Raw genomic sequence first — 15,306 nt, 5'->3', positions numbered from 1 at the left:
GAATCTTACTTCTTCATCAACGCCGAGCAGGCCGCTTTGTAAGCCTCATGCTGATACTTGTTCAGCGTCCCCGGCAGCTCAAAATCAAACTTCTTGTTCTGCGCATTGATCGTCTGCGGCGACAGCAGCGTCACCTCGCAGCTCTCCAGCAACTGAAACACGCCCTCGATCTTGAACGTGGTCGGCCCGCCGGCAAATTCACCTTTCTTGCTGCGCTTCTTGATCGCGATCCGGTCTATGGAATTCTCACGTACAAACGACGCGACCTGAGCGGCAAACACCTTGACATTGGCGGCTTCGTCGTCATCGTCGAGGGCGATTTTCTTGGTGTTGAGCGCGACGTGGCTCAGCACCTGATCGTCCAGGGACGCCACGGCGATGATTGCTTCGCTGCCTTTGATTTCGATGCCGCAGATTTTCATTTCGATCCCTTTACTGGCTGAAGTAAGCAGCTTTGCCGCTCTAGTTGGCCGGAGTTTGCATCACTCCTGCCCAATCGACTCCAAAAACTCCGACCGCTCATCACTCATCCGCGCCACGCAATCATTCTGCGCAATGGTGAACGCCTTGCTGCCGCTGGTCGCCGGGAAGGCTTCCACCGCGCAATCCGCGTCCCGAGTCTTCAGCCATTGTTGCTGGGCCGCCTTGATTTTGGCGGTGATGTCGGCCAGTTGCGTCGGGCTTTTGCCGTAGAGCGTTTGCATGCGCTCGGTCAGGCTCTGGTAGTTGTCCTTGAGCAGGTCTTCGGCGGTGGTTCGGCTGTAGACCGAGCATTCCAGGGTCTGGACGTCGTTTTCGACCGCATCGCAGGGGTTGGTGTCGGACTCTTCAGCCGCCTGTACGCCGGTCGCTATCAGTGCCAAAGCCAGGAAGATCGATTTCATTGCGTCGCCCTAAATCCAGTAAGCATCCAGTAATGTGCCGAATTCTGGCCCAAGAGGACGGCATTGAACAGCCAGCTGATAAGGCCCGATAACGACCCTTTGTCGCGGATTGACGCTTTCGGCAAACCCTCTGTCGTTTTTGCACCCGGCTGCACCGGTCCTCAGGCATATGCTGGCCCCAAAGCGCCGGCACACGATTCGGCGCATGAATCGCTAATAGGGGACAGCCTGATGAGCCCAGCCGAATTGCACGCCGACAGCATCGTTATCGACGGGCTGATTATCGCCAAGTGGAACCGCGAGCTGTTTGAAGACATGCGCAAGGGCGGTCTGACCGCTGCCAACTGCACCGTGTCGGTGTGGGAGGGGTTTCAGGCCACCGTCAACAACATTGCCGCCAGCCAGAAGCTGATCCGCGAGAACAGCGACCTGGTGATTCCGGTGCGCACCACCGCCGACATCCGTAAAGCCAAGGAGCAGGGCAAGACCGGCATCCTGTTCGGCTTCCAGAATGCTCACGCCTTCGAAGACCAGATCGGCTACGTCGAGGTGTTCAAGCAGCTCGGCGTCGGTATCGTGCAGATGTGCTACAACACCCAGAACCTGGTTGGCACCGGTTGCTACGAGCGTGATGGCGGCCTGTCGGGCTTCGGCCGTGAAATCGTTGCCGAGATGAACCGCGTCGGGGTCATGTGCGACCTGTCCCACGTCGGTTCGAAAACTTCCGAAGAAGTCATCCTCGAATCCAAGAAACCGGTCTGCTACTCCCACTGCCTGCCGTCGGGTCTGAAAATCCACCCGCGCAACAAATCCGATGAAGAACTGAAGTTCATCGCCGATCACGGCGGTTTCGTCGGTGTGACCATGTTCGCGCCGTTCCTGGCCAAGGGCATCGATTCGACCATCGACGACTACGCCGAAGCCATCGAATACACCATGAACATCGTTGGCGAAGACGCCATCGGTATCGGCACCGACTTCACCCAGGGCCATGGCCAGGACTTCTTCGAATACCTGACCCATGACAAGGGCTACGCCCGCCGTCTGACCAGCTTCGGCAAGATCATCAACCCGCTGGGAATCCGCACCGTCGGCGAGTTCCCGAACCTGACCGAAACCCTGCTCAAGCGCGGCCACTCCGAGCGAGTGGTGCGCAAGATCATGGGCGAGAACTGGGTCAACGTCCTCAAGGACGTCTGGGGCGAATAAGCCACCGCACCTCTGAATCCTTTCCCCCGGCCGTCCGTGCCGGGGGCAACACCAAAATTTTTCTGGAGTTAAGTTTCCATGGCCAAGATCGCCCCGCAATTGCCAATCGAAGTCGACAGTGAAACCGGTGTCTGGACCTCCGACGCCCTGCCGATGCTGTACGTACCGCGTCACTTCTTCGTCAACAACCACATGGGCATCGAGGAAGTGCTGGGCGCCGAAGCCTACGCCGAGATCCTCTACAAGGCCGGCTACAAATCCGCCTGGCACTGGTGTGAAAAAGAAGCCGAATGCCACGGCCTGGAAGGCGTCGCGGTGTTCGAGCACTACATGAAGCGCCTGTCGCAGCGCGGCTGGGGCCTGTTCAAGATCCAGGACATCGACCTCGACAAAGGCACCGCCAGCGTCAAGCTCGAACACTCGGCGTTCGTCTACGTGTACGGCAAGGTCGGGCGCAAGGTCGACTACATGTTTACCGGTTGGTTTGCCGGTGCCATGGACCAGATTCTGCAGGCCCGCGGCAGCAAGATTCGCACGGTTGCCGAGCAAGTCTACGGTGGCTCCGAAGAAGGCCACGACGACGGTTTGTTCACCGTCAAGCCGTTGTAAGTCGAGGACCCCGCCATGGCTTTCGAAGCAATGTTCCAGCCGATCCAGATCGGCAAACTGACCATCCGTAACCGCGTGCTCAGCACCGCGCACGCCGAGGTCTACGCGACCGACGGCGGCATGACCACCGACCGGTACGTCAAGTATTACGAAGAGAAAGCCAAGGGCGGGATCGGCCTGGCGATTTGCGGCGGTTCCTCCAGCGTGGCCATCGACAGCCCGCAAGGCTGGTGGAAGTCGGTCAACCTGGCCGATGACCGGATCATTCCGCACTTCCAGAACCTGGCCGATGCCATGCACAAGCATGGCGCCAAGATCATGATCCAGATTACCCACATGGGCCGTCGTTCCCGTTGGGACGGCGAGCACTGGCCGACCCTGCTGTCGCCGTCGGGCATCCGTGAACCGGTGCACCGTGCGACCTGCAAAACCATCGAGCCGGAAGAAATCTGGCGCGTGATCGGCAACTACGCCAGCGCTGCAGCACGCGCCAAGGCCGGTGGCCTGGACGGCGTCGAACTGTCCGCCGTGCACCAGCACATGATCGACCAGTTCTGGAGCCCGCGAGTCAACAAACGTACCGACGAATGGGGCGGCAGCTTCGAAAACCGTATGCGTTTCGGCCTGGAAGTGATCAAGGCTGTGCGGGCCGAAGTCGGCCCGGATTTCTGCGTCGGCATCCGCCTGTGCGGTGATGAATTCCACCCGGACGGCTTGTCCCACGAGGACATGAAGCAGATCGCCAAGTATTACGACGACACCGGCATGATCGACTTCATCGGCGTCGTGGGCTCGGGTTGCGACACCCACAACACCCTGGCCAACGTTATCCCGAACATGAGTTATCCACCGGAGCCGTTCCTGCACCTGGCCGCCGGTATCAAGGAAGTGGTGAAGGCGCCGGTGCTGCATGCGCAGAACATCAAGGACCCGAACCAGGCAACCCGTATTCTGGAAGGCGGCTACGTGGACATGGTCGGCATGACCCGCGCCCACATCGCCGACCCGCACTTGATCGCCAAGATCAAAATGGGCCAGGTTGACCAGATCAAACAATGCGTCGGTGCCAACTACTGCATTGACCGTCAGTATCAGGGCCTGGACGTGTTGTGCATCCAGAACGCCGCGACTTCCCGTGAATACATGGGTGTGCCGCACATCATCGAGAAATCGACCGGTGTGAAACGCAAAGTCGTGGTGGTCGGTGCCGGTCCTGCCGGGATGGAAGCGGCTCGCGTGTCCGCCGAACGTGGCCACGACGTGACCCTGTTCGAGAAGAAAGAATTCATCGGCGGGCAGATCACTACCGCTTCGAAAGCCCCGCAACGGGACCAGATCGCCGGTATCACCCGTTGGTTCCAACTGGAGCTGGCGCGTCTGAAAGTCGACCTGCGCCTGGGCGTGGCAGCCGATGCGGCGACCATTCTCGACCTGCGTCCGGACGTGGTGGTGCTTGCCGTCGGCGGTCATCCGTTCCTTGAGCAAAACGAACACTGGGGCGCGGCTGAAGGCCTGGTAGTCAGCAGCTGGGACATCCTTGACGGCAAAGTTGCGCCGGGCAAGAACGTACTGGTCTACGACACCATTTGCGAATTCACCGGGATGTCGACTGCCGACTTCCTCGCCGACAAGGGCAGCCAGGTCGAGATCGTCACCGACGACATCAAGCCGGGCGTGGCGATTGGCGGCACCTCGTTCCCGACTTACTACCGCAGCATGTACCCGAAAGAAGTGATCATGACCGGGGACATGATGCTGGAGAAGGTCTATCGCGAAGGCGACAAGCTGGTGGCGGTGCTGGAAAACGAATACACCGGCGCCAAAGAGGAGCGGGTGGTGGACCAGGTCGTCGTTGAAAACGGCGTGCGTCCGGACGAAGAAATCTACTACGCCATGAAGGAAGGCTCGCGCAACAAAGGCCAGATGGACATCGAAGCCTTGTTCGCGATCAAGCCACAACCTTCGTTGAGTCAGGCGGGCGACGGCTACTTGCTGTTCCGCATCGGCGACTGCGTGGCGCAGCGCAACACCCACGCGGCCATCTACGACGCGCTGCGACTCTGTAAGGATTTCTAAAGGATAACCACCATCACCTGTGGCGAGGGAGCTTGCTCCCGCTGGGCTGCGAAGCAGCCCCAAAACCGGCAGTCGAGGTGTATCAGATAGATACCGGCGGCTGTTATGGGAGCGCTTCGCGCTCCAGCGGGAGCAAGCTCCCTCACCACAAGTAGTGCGTCGCTCTTACCGGCACGCACACGACCCTGCGGTCTTTGGGAGCAACACCTATGTTGAACACCCTTCTTCCAATCCTGTTGTTCGCTGCCTTGGGCCTTGCGGTTCTGGGCGCGTTGCGGCGGGTGGCTATGTGGCGCCGGGGCCGGGCTTCGAAAGTCGACCTGATCGGCGGCCTGTTCGCCATGCCCAAGCGCTACATGGTCGACTTGCACCACGTCGTCGCGCGGGACAAATACATCGCCAACACCCACGTCGCTACGGCCGGTGGTGCGGTGGCGTCGGCGGTGCTGGCGATTCTGGTGCACGGTTTCGGCCTGCATAACCGCTTCCTCGGTTACGCGCTGTTGCTGATGACGGCGGTGATGTTCGTCGGTGCGATCTTTGTGTACCTGCGTCGACGCAACCCACCAGCCCGTTTGTCCAAAGGCCCGTGGATGCGTTTGCCGAAAAGCTTGCTGGCGTTTTCGGCGTCGTTCTTCCTGGTGACCCTGCCGGTAGCCGGCATTCTGCCGGAAAACTTCGGTGGCTGGATCCTGGCCGTGATCCTCGGGATCGGTGTGCTGTGGGGCGTCTCGGAATTGTTCTTCGGCATGACCTGGGGCGGCCCGATGAAGCACGCCTTCGCCGGTGCGCTGCACCTGGCCTGGCACCGCCGCGCCGAGCGTTTTGGCGGTGGTCGTTCCACCGGTTTGAAACCGCTGGACCTCAACGATCCAAGCGCACCGCTGGGCGTGGAAAAACCCAAGGATTTCACCTGGAACCAACTGCTCGGTTTCGACGCCTGCGTGCAGTGCGGTAAATGTGAAGCAGCCTGCCCGGCATTCGCCGCCGGCCAGCCACTGAACCCGAAAAAACTGATTCAAGACATGGTGGTCGGCCTCGCCGGTGGCACCGACGCCAAGTTTGCTGGCAGTCCCTATCCCGGCAAAGCCATCGGCGAACACGCGGGTAATCCGCATCAACCGATCGTCAACGGTCTGGTGGACGCCGAAACCTTGTGGTCCTGCACCACTTGCCGTGCCTGCGTCGAGGAATGCCCGATGATGATCGAGCACGTCGATGCCATCGTCGACATGCGCCGTCACCTGACCCTGGAAAAAGGCGCGACCCCGAACAAGGGTGCCGAAGTCCTCGAAAACCTGATCGCCACCGACAACCCGGGCGGCTTCGCCCCGGGCGGGCGGATGAACTGGGCAGCGGACCTGAACCTCAATCTGATGAGCGAGAAGAAATCCATCGACGTGCTGTTCTGGGTTGGCGACGGTGCTTTCGACATGCGCAATCAACGCACCTTGCGCGCTTTCGTCAAAGTGCTGAAAGCGGCCAAGGTCGACTTCGCCGTGCTCGGTCTTGAAGAGCGTGACAGCGGTGACGTGGCCCGCCGTCTGGGCGACGAAGCCACCTTCCAGCTCTTGGCTAAACGCAATATCCAGACCCTGGCCAAGTACAGCTTCAACCGCATCGTCACCTGCGACCCGCACAGCTTCCACGTGCTGAAAAACGAGTACGGCGCCTTCGACGGCAACTACCTCGTGCAGCACCACAGCACCTACATGGCCGAAATCATCGGCGCTGGTGCCCTGAACCTCGGCCAGCACAAAGGCAGCAGCGTGACCTATCACGACCCGTGCTACCTCGGCCGCTACAACGGCGAATACGAGGCACCGCGTGAAGTGCTGCGCGCCCTCGGGATTGAAGTGAAAGAGATGCAACGCTCCGGTTTCCGCTCGCGCTGCTGCGGCGGCGGTGGCGGTGCGCCAATCACCGACATTCCGGGCAAGCAGCGGATCCCTGACATGCGCATGGAAGACATCCGCGAAACCGGCGCCGAACTGGTGGCCGTGGGTTGCCCACAGTGCACCGCGATGCTCGAGGGCGTGGTCGAACCGCGTCCGCTGATCAAGGACATCGCCGAACTGGTGGCGGACGCGTTGCTCGAAGACGCAGCCCCTAGCAAACCGACCACACCGGCCCAACGTGAACCTGCGGAGGCCCACTGATGAGCGACATTATCCGCCGCGACCCCCGCGCCGAATGGATTGCCCGTAACCGCCTGCACCCGCTGCATGCGGCCATGCAGCCGGCACAACACAGCTGGATGGGGCCTAACGGCGTCATTCGCAAGAATCCCCATGGCATAGGTTTCATTGGCCCGAACGGCATCAAACGGATCGACCGCAGTGGGGCTCAGCAGGGCGGGGCGACCAAACGCTCGGCTGCCGTTGAAGTGCAATTGCCGCTGCATCAAGTACCTGCACCTGCGTTTTACATCAGCGTGGTGCCGGACATGGTTGGCGGCCGTTTGAGCAGTCACGACCGCGACTTGCTCGGCCTGGCGCATCAATTGGCCGGCAAGGACGGCGCGGTATTGGCCGTGGTCTTCGGCGAGCACAAGGAAAATGCCTTCGCTACCGCTGGCGTTGATCGCTTGCTGGTACTCGAAGGCGACGAATTCAGCGGTTATGCACCGGAACAACGGGTCCAGGGCCTGCGGGCTGTGGATAACCAGTTCAGCCCGCGTCACTGGCTGCTGCCGGACAGCCGCAGCGGTGGCGGCGAACTCGGTCGACGCTTTGCCGCTGCACTGGGCGAGCGCCCGGCCACGCGGGTCTGGCAGGTCAAGGGTCAGGAGTGCATCGGCCGCGCCGGTGCCGGTTTGCAAGACCTTGCACGCCCGGTGGCACGCTTGATCCTCGCCGCCGTCGAATGCGCCGAACCGGTCAGCGAAACCCGTCATGAAGCCTTGCCGGTGGAGTTATCCACAGCTGTCGCACGAAGCTTGTCGCGCATCGAGGATTTGGGTGCAGTGGCGGTGGATCCGGCGGCGATTCCGATGGCCGAGGCCGAGTTCATCTTCTCCGGCGGCAACGGGGTCAAGGACTGGGGACTTTTCCACAGGACTGCCGAAGCGCTCGGCGCCACCGAAGGCGCGTCCCGGGTGGCAGTGGACGACGGCTTCATGGCGCGTGACCGTCAGGTCGGCGCGTCCGGCACCTGGGTCACCGCGCGGGTTTACGTGGCGGTGGGGATTTCCGGGGCGATCCAGCACCTGCAAGGCATCGGTGCCTGCGACAAGGTAGTGGCGATCAACCTCGACCCTGGCTGCGACATGATCAAACGGGCCGACCTGTCGGTGATCGGCGAGAGCGCCGAGATTCTTCAAGCCTTGATCGCGGCGGTAGAGGAATACCGCAACGAAGCCAAGCGCGATGCGGCTTAAGGGAAGGAAAGGGTTATGAGCACGAAAATCATCAGCCTGGTGTCCATCGGCGCCCACCCGACTTCCGGCCGGCCACGTCGCGCGGAGCAGGATGCGCGGGCCGTGGAACTGGGTCTGCAACTGGCTGGGAATAACCTGCAAGTGCTGCATGCCGGCGACGTCGCGGAACCGGCATTACGCGCTTATCTGGGCATGGGCCTGGAGCAATTGCATGTGCTGGAACAACCCCAGGGCGCCGATGCCTTGCCGGCGTTGACCGCCTATCTGCGCGATGCCGGTGCGCAAGTCGTGTTGACCGGCAGCCAGGCAGAAACCGGCGAAGGCTCGGGCATGCTGCCGTTTCTGCTGGCGGAAAGCCTCGGCTGGCCGCTGGTGGTCGGGCTGGCTCAGGTGGAGTCCATCGATGGCAGTTCGGCGCTGGTGCTGCAGGCCTTGCCCCGTGGTCAGCGTCGTCGTTTGAAGGTACGGCTGCCGTTTCTCGCGACGGTGGATAACGCCGCGCCGAAGTCTCGGCAGAGCGCCTACGGCCCGGCCCGGCGCGGAGTGTTGCAGGCGGATGAAGTCGAAGTGATCGACGATGAACTGCTGGCGGTCGCCACGTTGCAACCCGCCAAACCGCGGCCGAAACGCTTGAAAGTGATCAAGGCGAAAAGCGGCGCAGACCGGATGAAAGCCGCGACGGCCAAGGCCAGTGGCGGCGGCGGGCAGGTGCTCAAAGGCGTAACTGCGCAAGCGGGTGCCGAGGCGATTCTCAAGTTGCTGATCGAAGAAGGCGTGGTTCGCTGACACACAACCACCACAAATCAAAATGTGGGAGCGAGCCTGCTCGCGATAGCGTTGGGTCAGTCGACATTATCGGCGGCTGACTCAACGCAATCGCGAGCAGGCTCGCTCCCACAAGGAAAAACAATGACCGTTGAATTTCGTTCGGCAGTGCGCGCGGATGCGCGGGAGATTGCTCGTCTGTTCCAGATTTCGTCAGAGGGGGCTGCTGATTACATCTGGAGCCAACTGGCAGAGCCCGGCCAGGATCTGCTGGACGTCGGCGCCAGTCGTTATGCCCGCGACGATGTGGATTTCTCCTGGCAGAACTGCCTGATTGCCGAAGTGGACGGGCAGGTCATCGGCATGATGCACAGCTACACAATGCGTCACGATCCCCTGGCCGAGCCCACCACCGACCCGGTGCTGGCGCCGTATGCCGACATGGAAATCCCCGACACGCTCTACATCTCCAGCCTGGCTCTGCACGAAGGCTGGCGAAATCAGGGCCTCGGCAAACAGTTCCTCGCGCACGCTCACGAGCGCGCGAACCAGTTGGGCCTCAAGGGGTTGAGCCTGATCGACTACGCCGTCAACACCGGCGCCCGTCGGTTCTACGAACGCCATGGCTTTCGAATCGTCGATTCCTGCCAGATCACCCCTCACCCGATGATTCGAGTGACCGGTGACGCCTACCTCATGCAGTGGCCCTAGTGAGCTACATTTCTCTATGAGCTGTCCGAACTGGCAGCAGCGCTAATTCAAACAATGCGTTTTCAGGCACGGGTTGATCATGAACGCGGTCAGTCGGCGTGAGACATGTCTGATCTGTGCCCTGACGGTTTTTCTGGTTGTATCCAAGAATTCGACGGCTGATAACGCAGCGCCGGATTTCTACACATGGATCGAGTCCGGACAGGGGCGGAGCGCTTCCCTGGCGCAGATGAAGCAGCGGTGCGACGACGTGCGCGATGCTGAAAAAAACCTGCAATGTTCAGTCTCCGTTCTCGCCAGAATGTTCGAGGCCAAAGCCGCCAACCAGCTTCCCGATTACTACCTGGCGATCAAGCGCCGTCATGCCGGGGCCATCGCGAACGACCCTGAGCTCAAACTGATGTTTTCCATGTTCGGCAGCGAATCGATCGCCACCTTGCGCACGGTCGCCGATTTCTCGGTGACCCGGACCAAGCACCACGAAGTACTGCCGATCCATCCTTACCCCGGTGACGGCCACGTGACCGACGAAGCGCTGCCCTACATCGATGTCAAAGCGGCCAATGGGGTTTCGGCGCGGTTCATTCTTGACACGGGAGCCCCTCAAACACGGGTCAACACTGAAACCGCGAAGCTGATGGGCATCAGGTTATTAACCGACTCCCATTATGGCTACAGCACGTTTTACGGTGAGCGAGACCTGGCAGCCCAACTGGGAATCCTGGAATCCCTGAAGATAGGCACAAGCGAATTCAGGAATGTCCTGGTGTTTGTCAGTGACCGGGATAACTTGTTGGGGCTTGATCTGATCGGTAAGTCAGGGCGTTTGAAGGTCACGAACAAGACCCTGGAGATTAACGCTGCACCGCCCACACGATGTGATTCGCCCATCACCTACGTGCGTATGGACATCAATCAAAGACTGACCATTGCCGCGCGACTGGATCGTCGGGCGACGCTGGCGATTGTCGACACCGGCAATGTGGATTACCTGACCTCGTCCTCGCCCGGCCATTCACCCGACAACGTCACCGTCACGCCGAGCCACCGGACTTACAGGGGCGAGTTGAGCCTGTCCGGGCGCATCCGGTCGATCACCTATAAATACTACCCGGACTATACGATTCCGCCGTCCCTGCTACTCGGGCAGTACGTGCCTTCGATCCTGCTCGGGTGGGGGGCTTTCAATGACTATGAACTGAATCTGGACATCGCCTCAGGCCTGTCCTGTTTCAACAGGGTTTGATGACGGTTACCCACAATCCCTGTTAGCGCTTCTGTGGATAACATGTTCGCCCCTCGCTGCACGCCATGAAAATCAAGCCCTGCAAGCCTTCGTACAAAAAACAACCAGCCTAACTTACGGTTTTTACGGGCTTTTTCCCGAGGATAAGTTTAAGCGGGCGGCAATACTTGCCCCCAATCTCTGTTGGCGCTTCTGTGGATAAGATGTTCGCTGTCCGCTACAGGCCGTATAAACCGGGGCTTTCCGCTGCGTGATCAAAAAGTGAACAATTCGACGATTTGGAGGGGTTAACCTCGCGCAAACCCTGATTTATCGCGGTTTACGGCAGTTTTCCACAGCGGCGCAGAAGTTGCCCCCAAAGTCTGTTGGCGCTTCTGTGGATAAGGTGTTCGCCATCCGCTACAGGCCACGTATTGCGTTGCTTTCAGGTGTCAGGTCAAAAAACAACCAATTGCTGTTCAAAACCCTGCTTCTGGATAAGTCACGGATTTTCTTCGGTTTCTGTGGAGAAAGTTATGGGTTGTCACACACTTGTCCCCATTAGCTGTGGGTGGAGGTGTGGATAACTTGTTTGCTGAAGGCTGGAAGCCACGCACGGCATAGCGCTGAACGCAATAGATCATATTTCGTACAGTTCTAAGGTTGCGGGGAGTCAGAAGGGGATGTGTCGCGGAGGATGGCGCTATCGCGAGCAGGCTCGCTCCCACATTGATTGATGTCGTTCACAACATGTGTGAACACCACCGATCCCCTGTAGGAGCAAGGCTTGCCCGCGAAGCTTTTGCTGTTAGCCCTGGACAGGAACGCCTTTCAGATACGGAGCCGGCTCAGCCCCCAGGTTGTTCAACAGACGCTCGCTGTACCAGTCCACAAAGTTCACCACACCAAACTCATAAGTCTTCGAGTAAGGCCCAGGCTGATACGCAGTGGAGTTGATCCCACGCTGGTTCTCTTCGGCCAGGCGACGGTCCTGGTCGTTGGTGGCGTCCCAGACCTGGCGCATGCGCTCCACGTCGTAGTCCACGCCTTCGACGGCGTCCTTGTGGACGATCCACTTGGTGGTGACCATGGTTTCCTGCGCGCTGATCGGCCACACCGTGAAGACGATGATGTGGTCGCCCATGCAGTGGTTCCACGAGTGCGGCAGGTGGAGGATGCGCATCGATCCCAGGTCCGGGTTCTTGATGCGGCCCATGAGTTTGGCGCAGCCCTGTTTGCCGTCCAGGGTCATCGACACGGTGCCCTTGAGCAGTGGCATGCGCACGATGCGGTTACGCAGGCCGAAGCTGGCGTGGGCGTAAGGGATCTTCTCGGCTTCCCAGGCAGCGGCGGACGCGGCGACGTGATCCTTGAAGGCCTGATCGGCGCGCGGGTCGGTGACGTCGTCCCATTCCAGCAGGGTTTTCAGCAATTCAGGGTGCGACGCGTTGCAGTGGTAGCACTCGCGGTTGTTTTCCAGCACCAGCTTCCAGTTGGCTTTCTCCACCAAGGTGGTGGTAATCGCCACCTTGGTGTTCTCCATGTCGTACGGTTCCATGTAATGGTTCAGCGTCGACAGGAAGTCATCAATGGCCGGCGGGTTCTCCGACAGGCTGATGAAGATGTAGCCACCGGCGGTCTTCACGTTCACTGGCTTGAGGCCGTACTGCTTCATGTCGAAGTCGGCGCCCATTTCGGTGCCGGCGAATAGCAGGCGACCGTCCAGCTCGTATGTCCATTGGTGGTAGTGGCAGACCAGCTTGGCGACCTTGCCTTTTTCGCTGGTGCACAGCCGCGAACCGCGGTGACGGCAGACGTTGTGGAACGCGTGAATCACGCCTTCGGCACCGCGAATGACGATGATCGGGTTCTTGCCGACTTGCAGGGTCAGGTAGTTGCCCTTGGTCGGGATTTCGCAGGCCATGCCGGCGATCAACCACTCTTTCTGGAAGATCTCCTGCATGTCGATATCAAACAGCCGCTCGTCAGAGTAAAACGGCTGCGGCAGCGAGAAAGTACGCTCGCGCTCTTGCAGCATCTGCGCGGTGGCCTTGCGTGCGGGTTCCAGCGGATCGCCCAGGCTGATTTTTGCGGTGACGTCCATCGTGTGTTTCCTCAAGGCCATCTGCGTGGCCGCGAAAGTGGCTGATCAGGGTTGCTACGCAAGGTGTAAAGAATGTGTCTTGGTATGGGGCGAGTGTGGGGCCGGCGCTGCCCAGAACCTTATCCATGGGCGACATGGCCCAATCTGTTCCCGACGCGCAACCCTCGGTAGTTGGGGGCTGGTCGCGATAAGTATGTGAATGTCGCAGATAGGTAAATGGGTGGTTCGCGCTATACGCAGAATCGCCAACATAAGGCCGACCATCGGCGGTGGAGAACAGCATGTCCAACAGCTTCCTGAATCCGGTAACTACCCAGACCTGGGCCAATGGCCGACACATCGTCCGTTGCGTCAAAGTCATCCAGGAAACCTGGGATGTGCGCACCTTCTGCTTTATGGCCGACCAGCCGATCCTGTTCTTCTTCAAACCGGGGCAGTTCGTCACCCTGGAGCTGGAAATCGAAGGCGTGCCGATCATGCGCTCCTACACCATTTCCAGCTCGCCGTCGGTGCCGTACAGCTTTTCGGTAACGATCAAGCGCGTGCCGGGCGGCAAGGTTTCCAACTGGCTGCACGACACCCTGCACGAAGGTCAGGAACTGGCGGTGCACGGGCCGGTCGGGCTGTTCAACGCCATGGACTTCACCGCGCCGAAAGTGCTGTACCTCAGCGGTGGTGTCGGCATCACGCCGGTGATGTCGATGACGCGCTGGTTCTACGACACCAACGGCAACGTCGACATGGTGTTTATCCACAGCGCCCGTTCGCCCAAGGACATCATTTACCACCGCGAGCTGGAACACATGGCGTCGCGGATCGACAACTTCAGCCTGCACCTGATCTGCGAGAAGCATGGTCTGGGTGAACCGTGGGCCGGTTATCGCGGCTACCTGAACCACAAGATGCTGGAGCTGATGGCGCCGGACTTCCTTGAGCGCGAAGTGTTCTGCTGCGGCCCGACGCCGTACATGAACGCGGTCAAGCGCATGCTCGAAGCCGCCGGTTTCGACATGAAGCGGTATCACGAGGAGTCCTTCGGCGCCACGCCCCCGGAAGCCCGCGCCGATGCGGTGGAGCAAGCCGAAATTGCCGCAGATGCACCGGACATCGACGTGGCGGATCTGCATCAAGTGGAGTTCACCGCGTCCGGCAAGAGCATTCGCGTTGCACCGGGGGAAACGGTCCACGCCGCTGCTGCCAAGCTGGGTCTGTTGATTCCAAAGGCCTGCGGGATGGGGATCTGCGGGACGTGCAAGGTGATGAAGCTGGGTGGCGAGGTCGAGATGGACCACAACGGCGGGATCACCGAAGAAGACGAAGCCGAGGGATACATTCTTTCGTGCTGCAGCGTGCCGAAGGGTGATGTGCGGATTGAGTTCTAAACCTGTGGGAGCGAGCCTGCTCGCGATAGCGGTGGATCAGTCAATATCAATGTTGAATGTTCCGGCCTCATCGCGAGCAGGTACGGTGTTTTTTCAGTCGACGAATAGGTCTGGCATCAGCTTGTCGTTGGTGTGGGGCTCAAAGCGGTAATGATCGAATTCGGTCACGCCATGCTCCCGAAGTATTTCCTCATCAATAAGCAACCGACCCGTAATGCTGCGACCGCTGCTGTCCAGAATCACATGGGCGGCGTCCGCCATGATCGCCGGTGTGCGCGCATGTTTGAAGGACTCGCGAGAACCCAGCTGAAACTCGATGGCCGCGGTGGCGATCATGGTCTGCGGCCACAGTGAATTGACGCTGATGCCGTAGTTCTTGAATTCCTCGCTCATGCCCAACGTGAGCATGCTCATGCCGTATTTTGTCACGGTGTACGGGCTGTATTGGGCGAACCATTTGGTGGCCAGGTTGAGTGGCGGTGACAGATTGAGGATATGGCCGCTGCTCTTTTTCAAATAGGGCAGGGCGGCCTGACTGCACAGCAGCACGGCGCGGGTGTTGATCTGGTGCATCAGGTCAAAGCGCTTGAGCTCGATGTGCTGAACGCCGGTCAGCTTGATTGCGCCGGCGTTGTTGATCAGCGCATCAATACCGCCGAAATGTTCGTTGGCCTGGGCGAGCGCTTCACGCACCGCGACTTCATCGCGCACATCCACCTGCAAGGCCAGCGCTTGGCCTCCCGCGGCTTCAACTTCCTTCGCGACGCTGAAAATCGTGCCCGGCAGTTTGGGATGCGGCTCGGCACTTTTGGCCGCAATCACAATGTTGGCCCCATCCCGCGCCGCCCGCAGCGCGATCTCACGACCAATCCCGCGACTGGCGCCGGTAATGAACAGGGTTTTGCCTTGTAAGGACATGCGTGCGCTCCTGATTGTTATTGTCTGAGCGAGTGGAACGGCTC

13 protein-coding genes are annotated in these 15,306 nt (G+C 60.0%); 9 read left to right on the top strand and 4 right to left on the bottom strand.

Annotated features, from left to right (window positions below; all coding sequences use genetic code 11):
- Positions 1-5: 5 nt before the first annotated feature.
- Positions 6-422 (bottom strand): DUF3010 family protein, encoded by a 417-nt coding sequence (locus KJF94_RS24300; RefSeq protein ID WP_214379365.1) that lies wholly within the window; start codon positions 420-422, stop codon positions 6-8.
- Between the two features lie 60 nt (positions 423-482).
- On the bottom strand, positions 483-884 hold the full coding sequence (locus tag KJF94_RS24295) for a lysozyme inhibitor LprI family protein (RefSeq protein WP_017341195.1): 402 nt from the start codon (positions 882-884) through the stop codon (positions 483-485).
- A 231-nt stretch (positions 885-1,115) separates the two neighbouring features.
- On the opposite strand from KJF94_RS24295, the gene KJF94_RS24290 reads away from it, so the two are divergent.
- The 8 genes from KJF94_RS24290 (at position 1,116) to KJF94_RS24255 (ending at position 10,879) form a co-directional block, all read left to right on the top strand.
- A complete protein-coding gene (locus tag KJF94_RS24290; RefSeq protein WP_008033250.1) occupies positions 1,116-2,093 on the top strand; it encodes a dipeptidase in 978 nt (325 codons plus the stop codon).
- Positions 2,094-2,171: 78 nt separating this feature from the next.
- Positions 2,172-2,702, top strand: coding sequence for a DUF5943 domain-containing protein (locus KJF94_RS24285; RefSeq protein ID WP_007947752.1), 531 nt, complete (start codon positions 2,172-2,174; stop codon positions 2,700-2,702).
- 15 nt (positions 2,703-2,717) lie between these two features.
- Positions 2,718-4,778 carry a dimethylglycine demethylation protein DgcA gene (gene dgcA / locus KJF94_RS24280; protein ID WP_008151900.1) on the top strand — a complete coding sequence of 687 codons (2,061 nt, stop codon included), beginning with the start codon at positions 2,718-2,720 and terminating at the stop codon, positions 4,776-4,778.
- A gap of 209 nt (positions 4,779-4,987) precedes the next feature.
- The gene (gene dgcB, locus KJF94_RS24275) at positions 4,988-6,937 is read left to right on the top strand and encodes a dimethylglycine demethylation protein DgcB (protein ID WP_214379363.1); all 1,950 of its coding nucleotides are present in this window, start codon (positions 4,988-4,990) and stop codon (positions 6,935-6,937) included.
- Positions 6,937-8,157: an electron transfer flavoprotein subunit alpha gene (gene etfA, locus KJF94_RS24270; RefSeq protein ID WP_214379361.1), complete on the top strand. Its 1,221-nt coding sequence runs from the start codon at positions 6,937-6,939 to the stop codon at positions 8,155-8,157. Before dgcB ends, etfA begins: the two co-directional genes overlap by 1 nt.
- A 15-nt stretch (positions 8,158-8,172) precedes the next feature.
- Positions 8,173-8,943: an electron transfer flavoprotein subunit beta gene (gene etfB / locus KJF94_RS24265; RefSeq protein WP_214379359.1), complete on the top strand. Its 771-nt coding sequence runs from the start codon at positions 8,173-8,175 to the stop codon at positions 8,941-8,943.
- A gap of 123 nt (positions 8,944-9,066) precedes the next feature.
- Complete coding sequence (locus KJF94_RS24260; RefSeq protein ID WP_214379357.1) at positions 9,067-9,633, top strand: GNAT family N-acetyltransferase; 567 nt, start codon at positions 9,067-9,069, stop codon at positions 9,631-9,633.
- Positions 9,634-9,712: 79 nt separating this feature from the next.
- Positions 9,713-10,879, top strand: a complete 1,167-nt coding sequence (locus KJF94_RS24255) for a retropepsin-like aspartic protease (RefSeq protein WP_214379355.1) — start codon at positions 9,713-9,715, stop codon at positions 10,877-10,879.
- Between the two features lie 787 nt (positions 10,880-11,666).
- On the opposite strand, the gene gbcA is transcribed toward KJF94_RS24255, so the two are convergent.
- Positions 11,667-12,962 carry a glycine-betaine demethylase subunit GbcA gene (gene gbcA / locus KJF94_RS24250; RefSeq protein WP_214379353.1) on the bottom strand — a complete coding sequence of 432 codons (1,296 nt, stop codon included), beginning with the start codon at positions 12,960-12,962 and terminating at the stop codon, positions 11,667-11,669.
- A gap of 281 nt (positions 12,963-13,243) precedes the next feature.
- Here gbcA and gbcB point away from each other — a divergent pair, with 281 nt between their 5' ends.
- Positions 13,244-14,344 (top strand): glycine-betaine demethylase subunit GbcB, encoded by a 1,101-nt coding sequence (gene gbcB / locus KJF94_RS24245; RefSeq protein WP_214379351.1) that lies wholly within the window; start codon positions 13,244-13,246, stop codon positions 14,342-14,344.
- A gap of 93 nt (positions 14,345-14,437) precedes the next feature.
- Here the strand turns inward: gbcB and KJF94_RS24240 are convergent, their stop codons facing one another.
- Positions 14,438-15,262, bottom strand: coding sequence for an SDR family oxidoreductase (locus KJF94_RS24240; protein ID WP_214379349.1), 825 nt, complete (start codon positions 15,260-15,262; stop codon positions 14,438-14,440).
- Positions 15,263-15,306: the final 44 nt, after the last annotated feature.

The organism is Pseudomonas hormoni (assembly GCF_018502625.1).
Classification (GTDB): domain Bacteria; phylum Pseudomonadota; class Gammaproteobacteria; order Pseudomonadales; family Pseudomonadaceae; genus Aquipseudomonas; species Aquipseudomonas hormoni.
The sequence above is the reverse complement of the archived record's forward strand: the minus strand, read 5'-3'. Positions and strand labels throughout refer to the sequence as shown.

Coding starts and splice junctions, on each gene's coding strand:
- KJF94_RS24300 (WP_214379365.1), bottom strand. CDS start 422: ATGAAAATCTGCGGCATCGAAATCAAAGGCAGCGAAGCAATCATCGCC.
- KJF94_RS24295 (WP_017341195.1), bottom strand. CDS start 884: ATGAAATCGATCTTCCTGGCTTTGGCACTGATAGCGACCGGCGTACAG.
- KJF94_RS24290 (WP_008033250.1), top strand. CDS start 1,116: ATGAGCCCAGCCGAATTGCACGCCGACAGCATCGTTATCGACGGGCTG.
- KJF94_RS24285 (WP_007947752.1), top strand. CDS start 2,172: ATGGCCAAGATCGCCCCGCAATTGCCAATCGAAGTCGACAGTGAAACC.
- dgcA (WP_008151900.1), top strand. CDS start 2,718: ATGGCTTTCGAAGCAATGTTCCAGCCGATCCAGATCGGCAAACTGACC.
- dgcB (WP_214379363.1), top strand. CDS start 4,988: ATGTTGAACACCCTTCTTCCAATCCTGTTGTTCGCTGCCTTGGGCCTT.
- etfA (WP_214379361.1), top strand. CDS start 6,937: ATGAGCGACATTATCCGCCGCGACCCCCGCGCCGAATGGATTGCCCGT.
- etfB (WP_214379359.1), top strand. CDS start 8,173: ATGAGCACGAAAATCATCAGCCTGGTGTCCATCGGCGCCCACCCGACT.
- KJF94_RS24260 (WP_214379357.1), top strand. CDS start 9,067: ATGACCGTTGAATTTCGTTCGGCAGTGCGCGCGGATGCGCGGGAGATT.
- KJF94_RS24255 (WP_214379355.1), top strand. CDS start 9,713: ATGAACGCGGTCAGTCGGCGTGAGACATGTCTGATCTGTGCCCTGACG.
- gbcA (WP_214379353.1), bottom strand. CDS start 12,962: ATGGACGTCACCGCAAAAATCAGCCTGGGCGATCCGCTGGAACCCGCA.
- gbcB (WP_214379351.1), top strand. CDS start 13,244: ATGTCCAACAGCTTCCTGAATCCGGTAACTACCCAGACCTGGGCCAAT.
- KJF94_RS24240 (WP_214379349.1), bottom strand. CDS start 15,262: ATGTCCTTACAAGGCAAAACCCTGTTCATTACCGGCGCCAGTCGCGGG.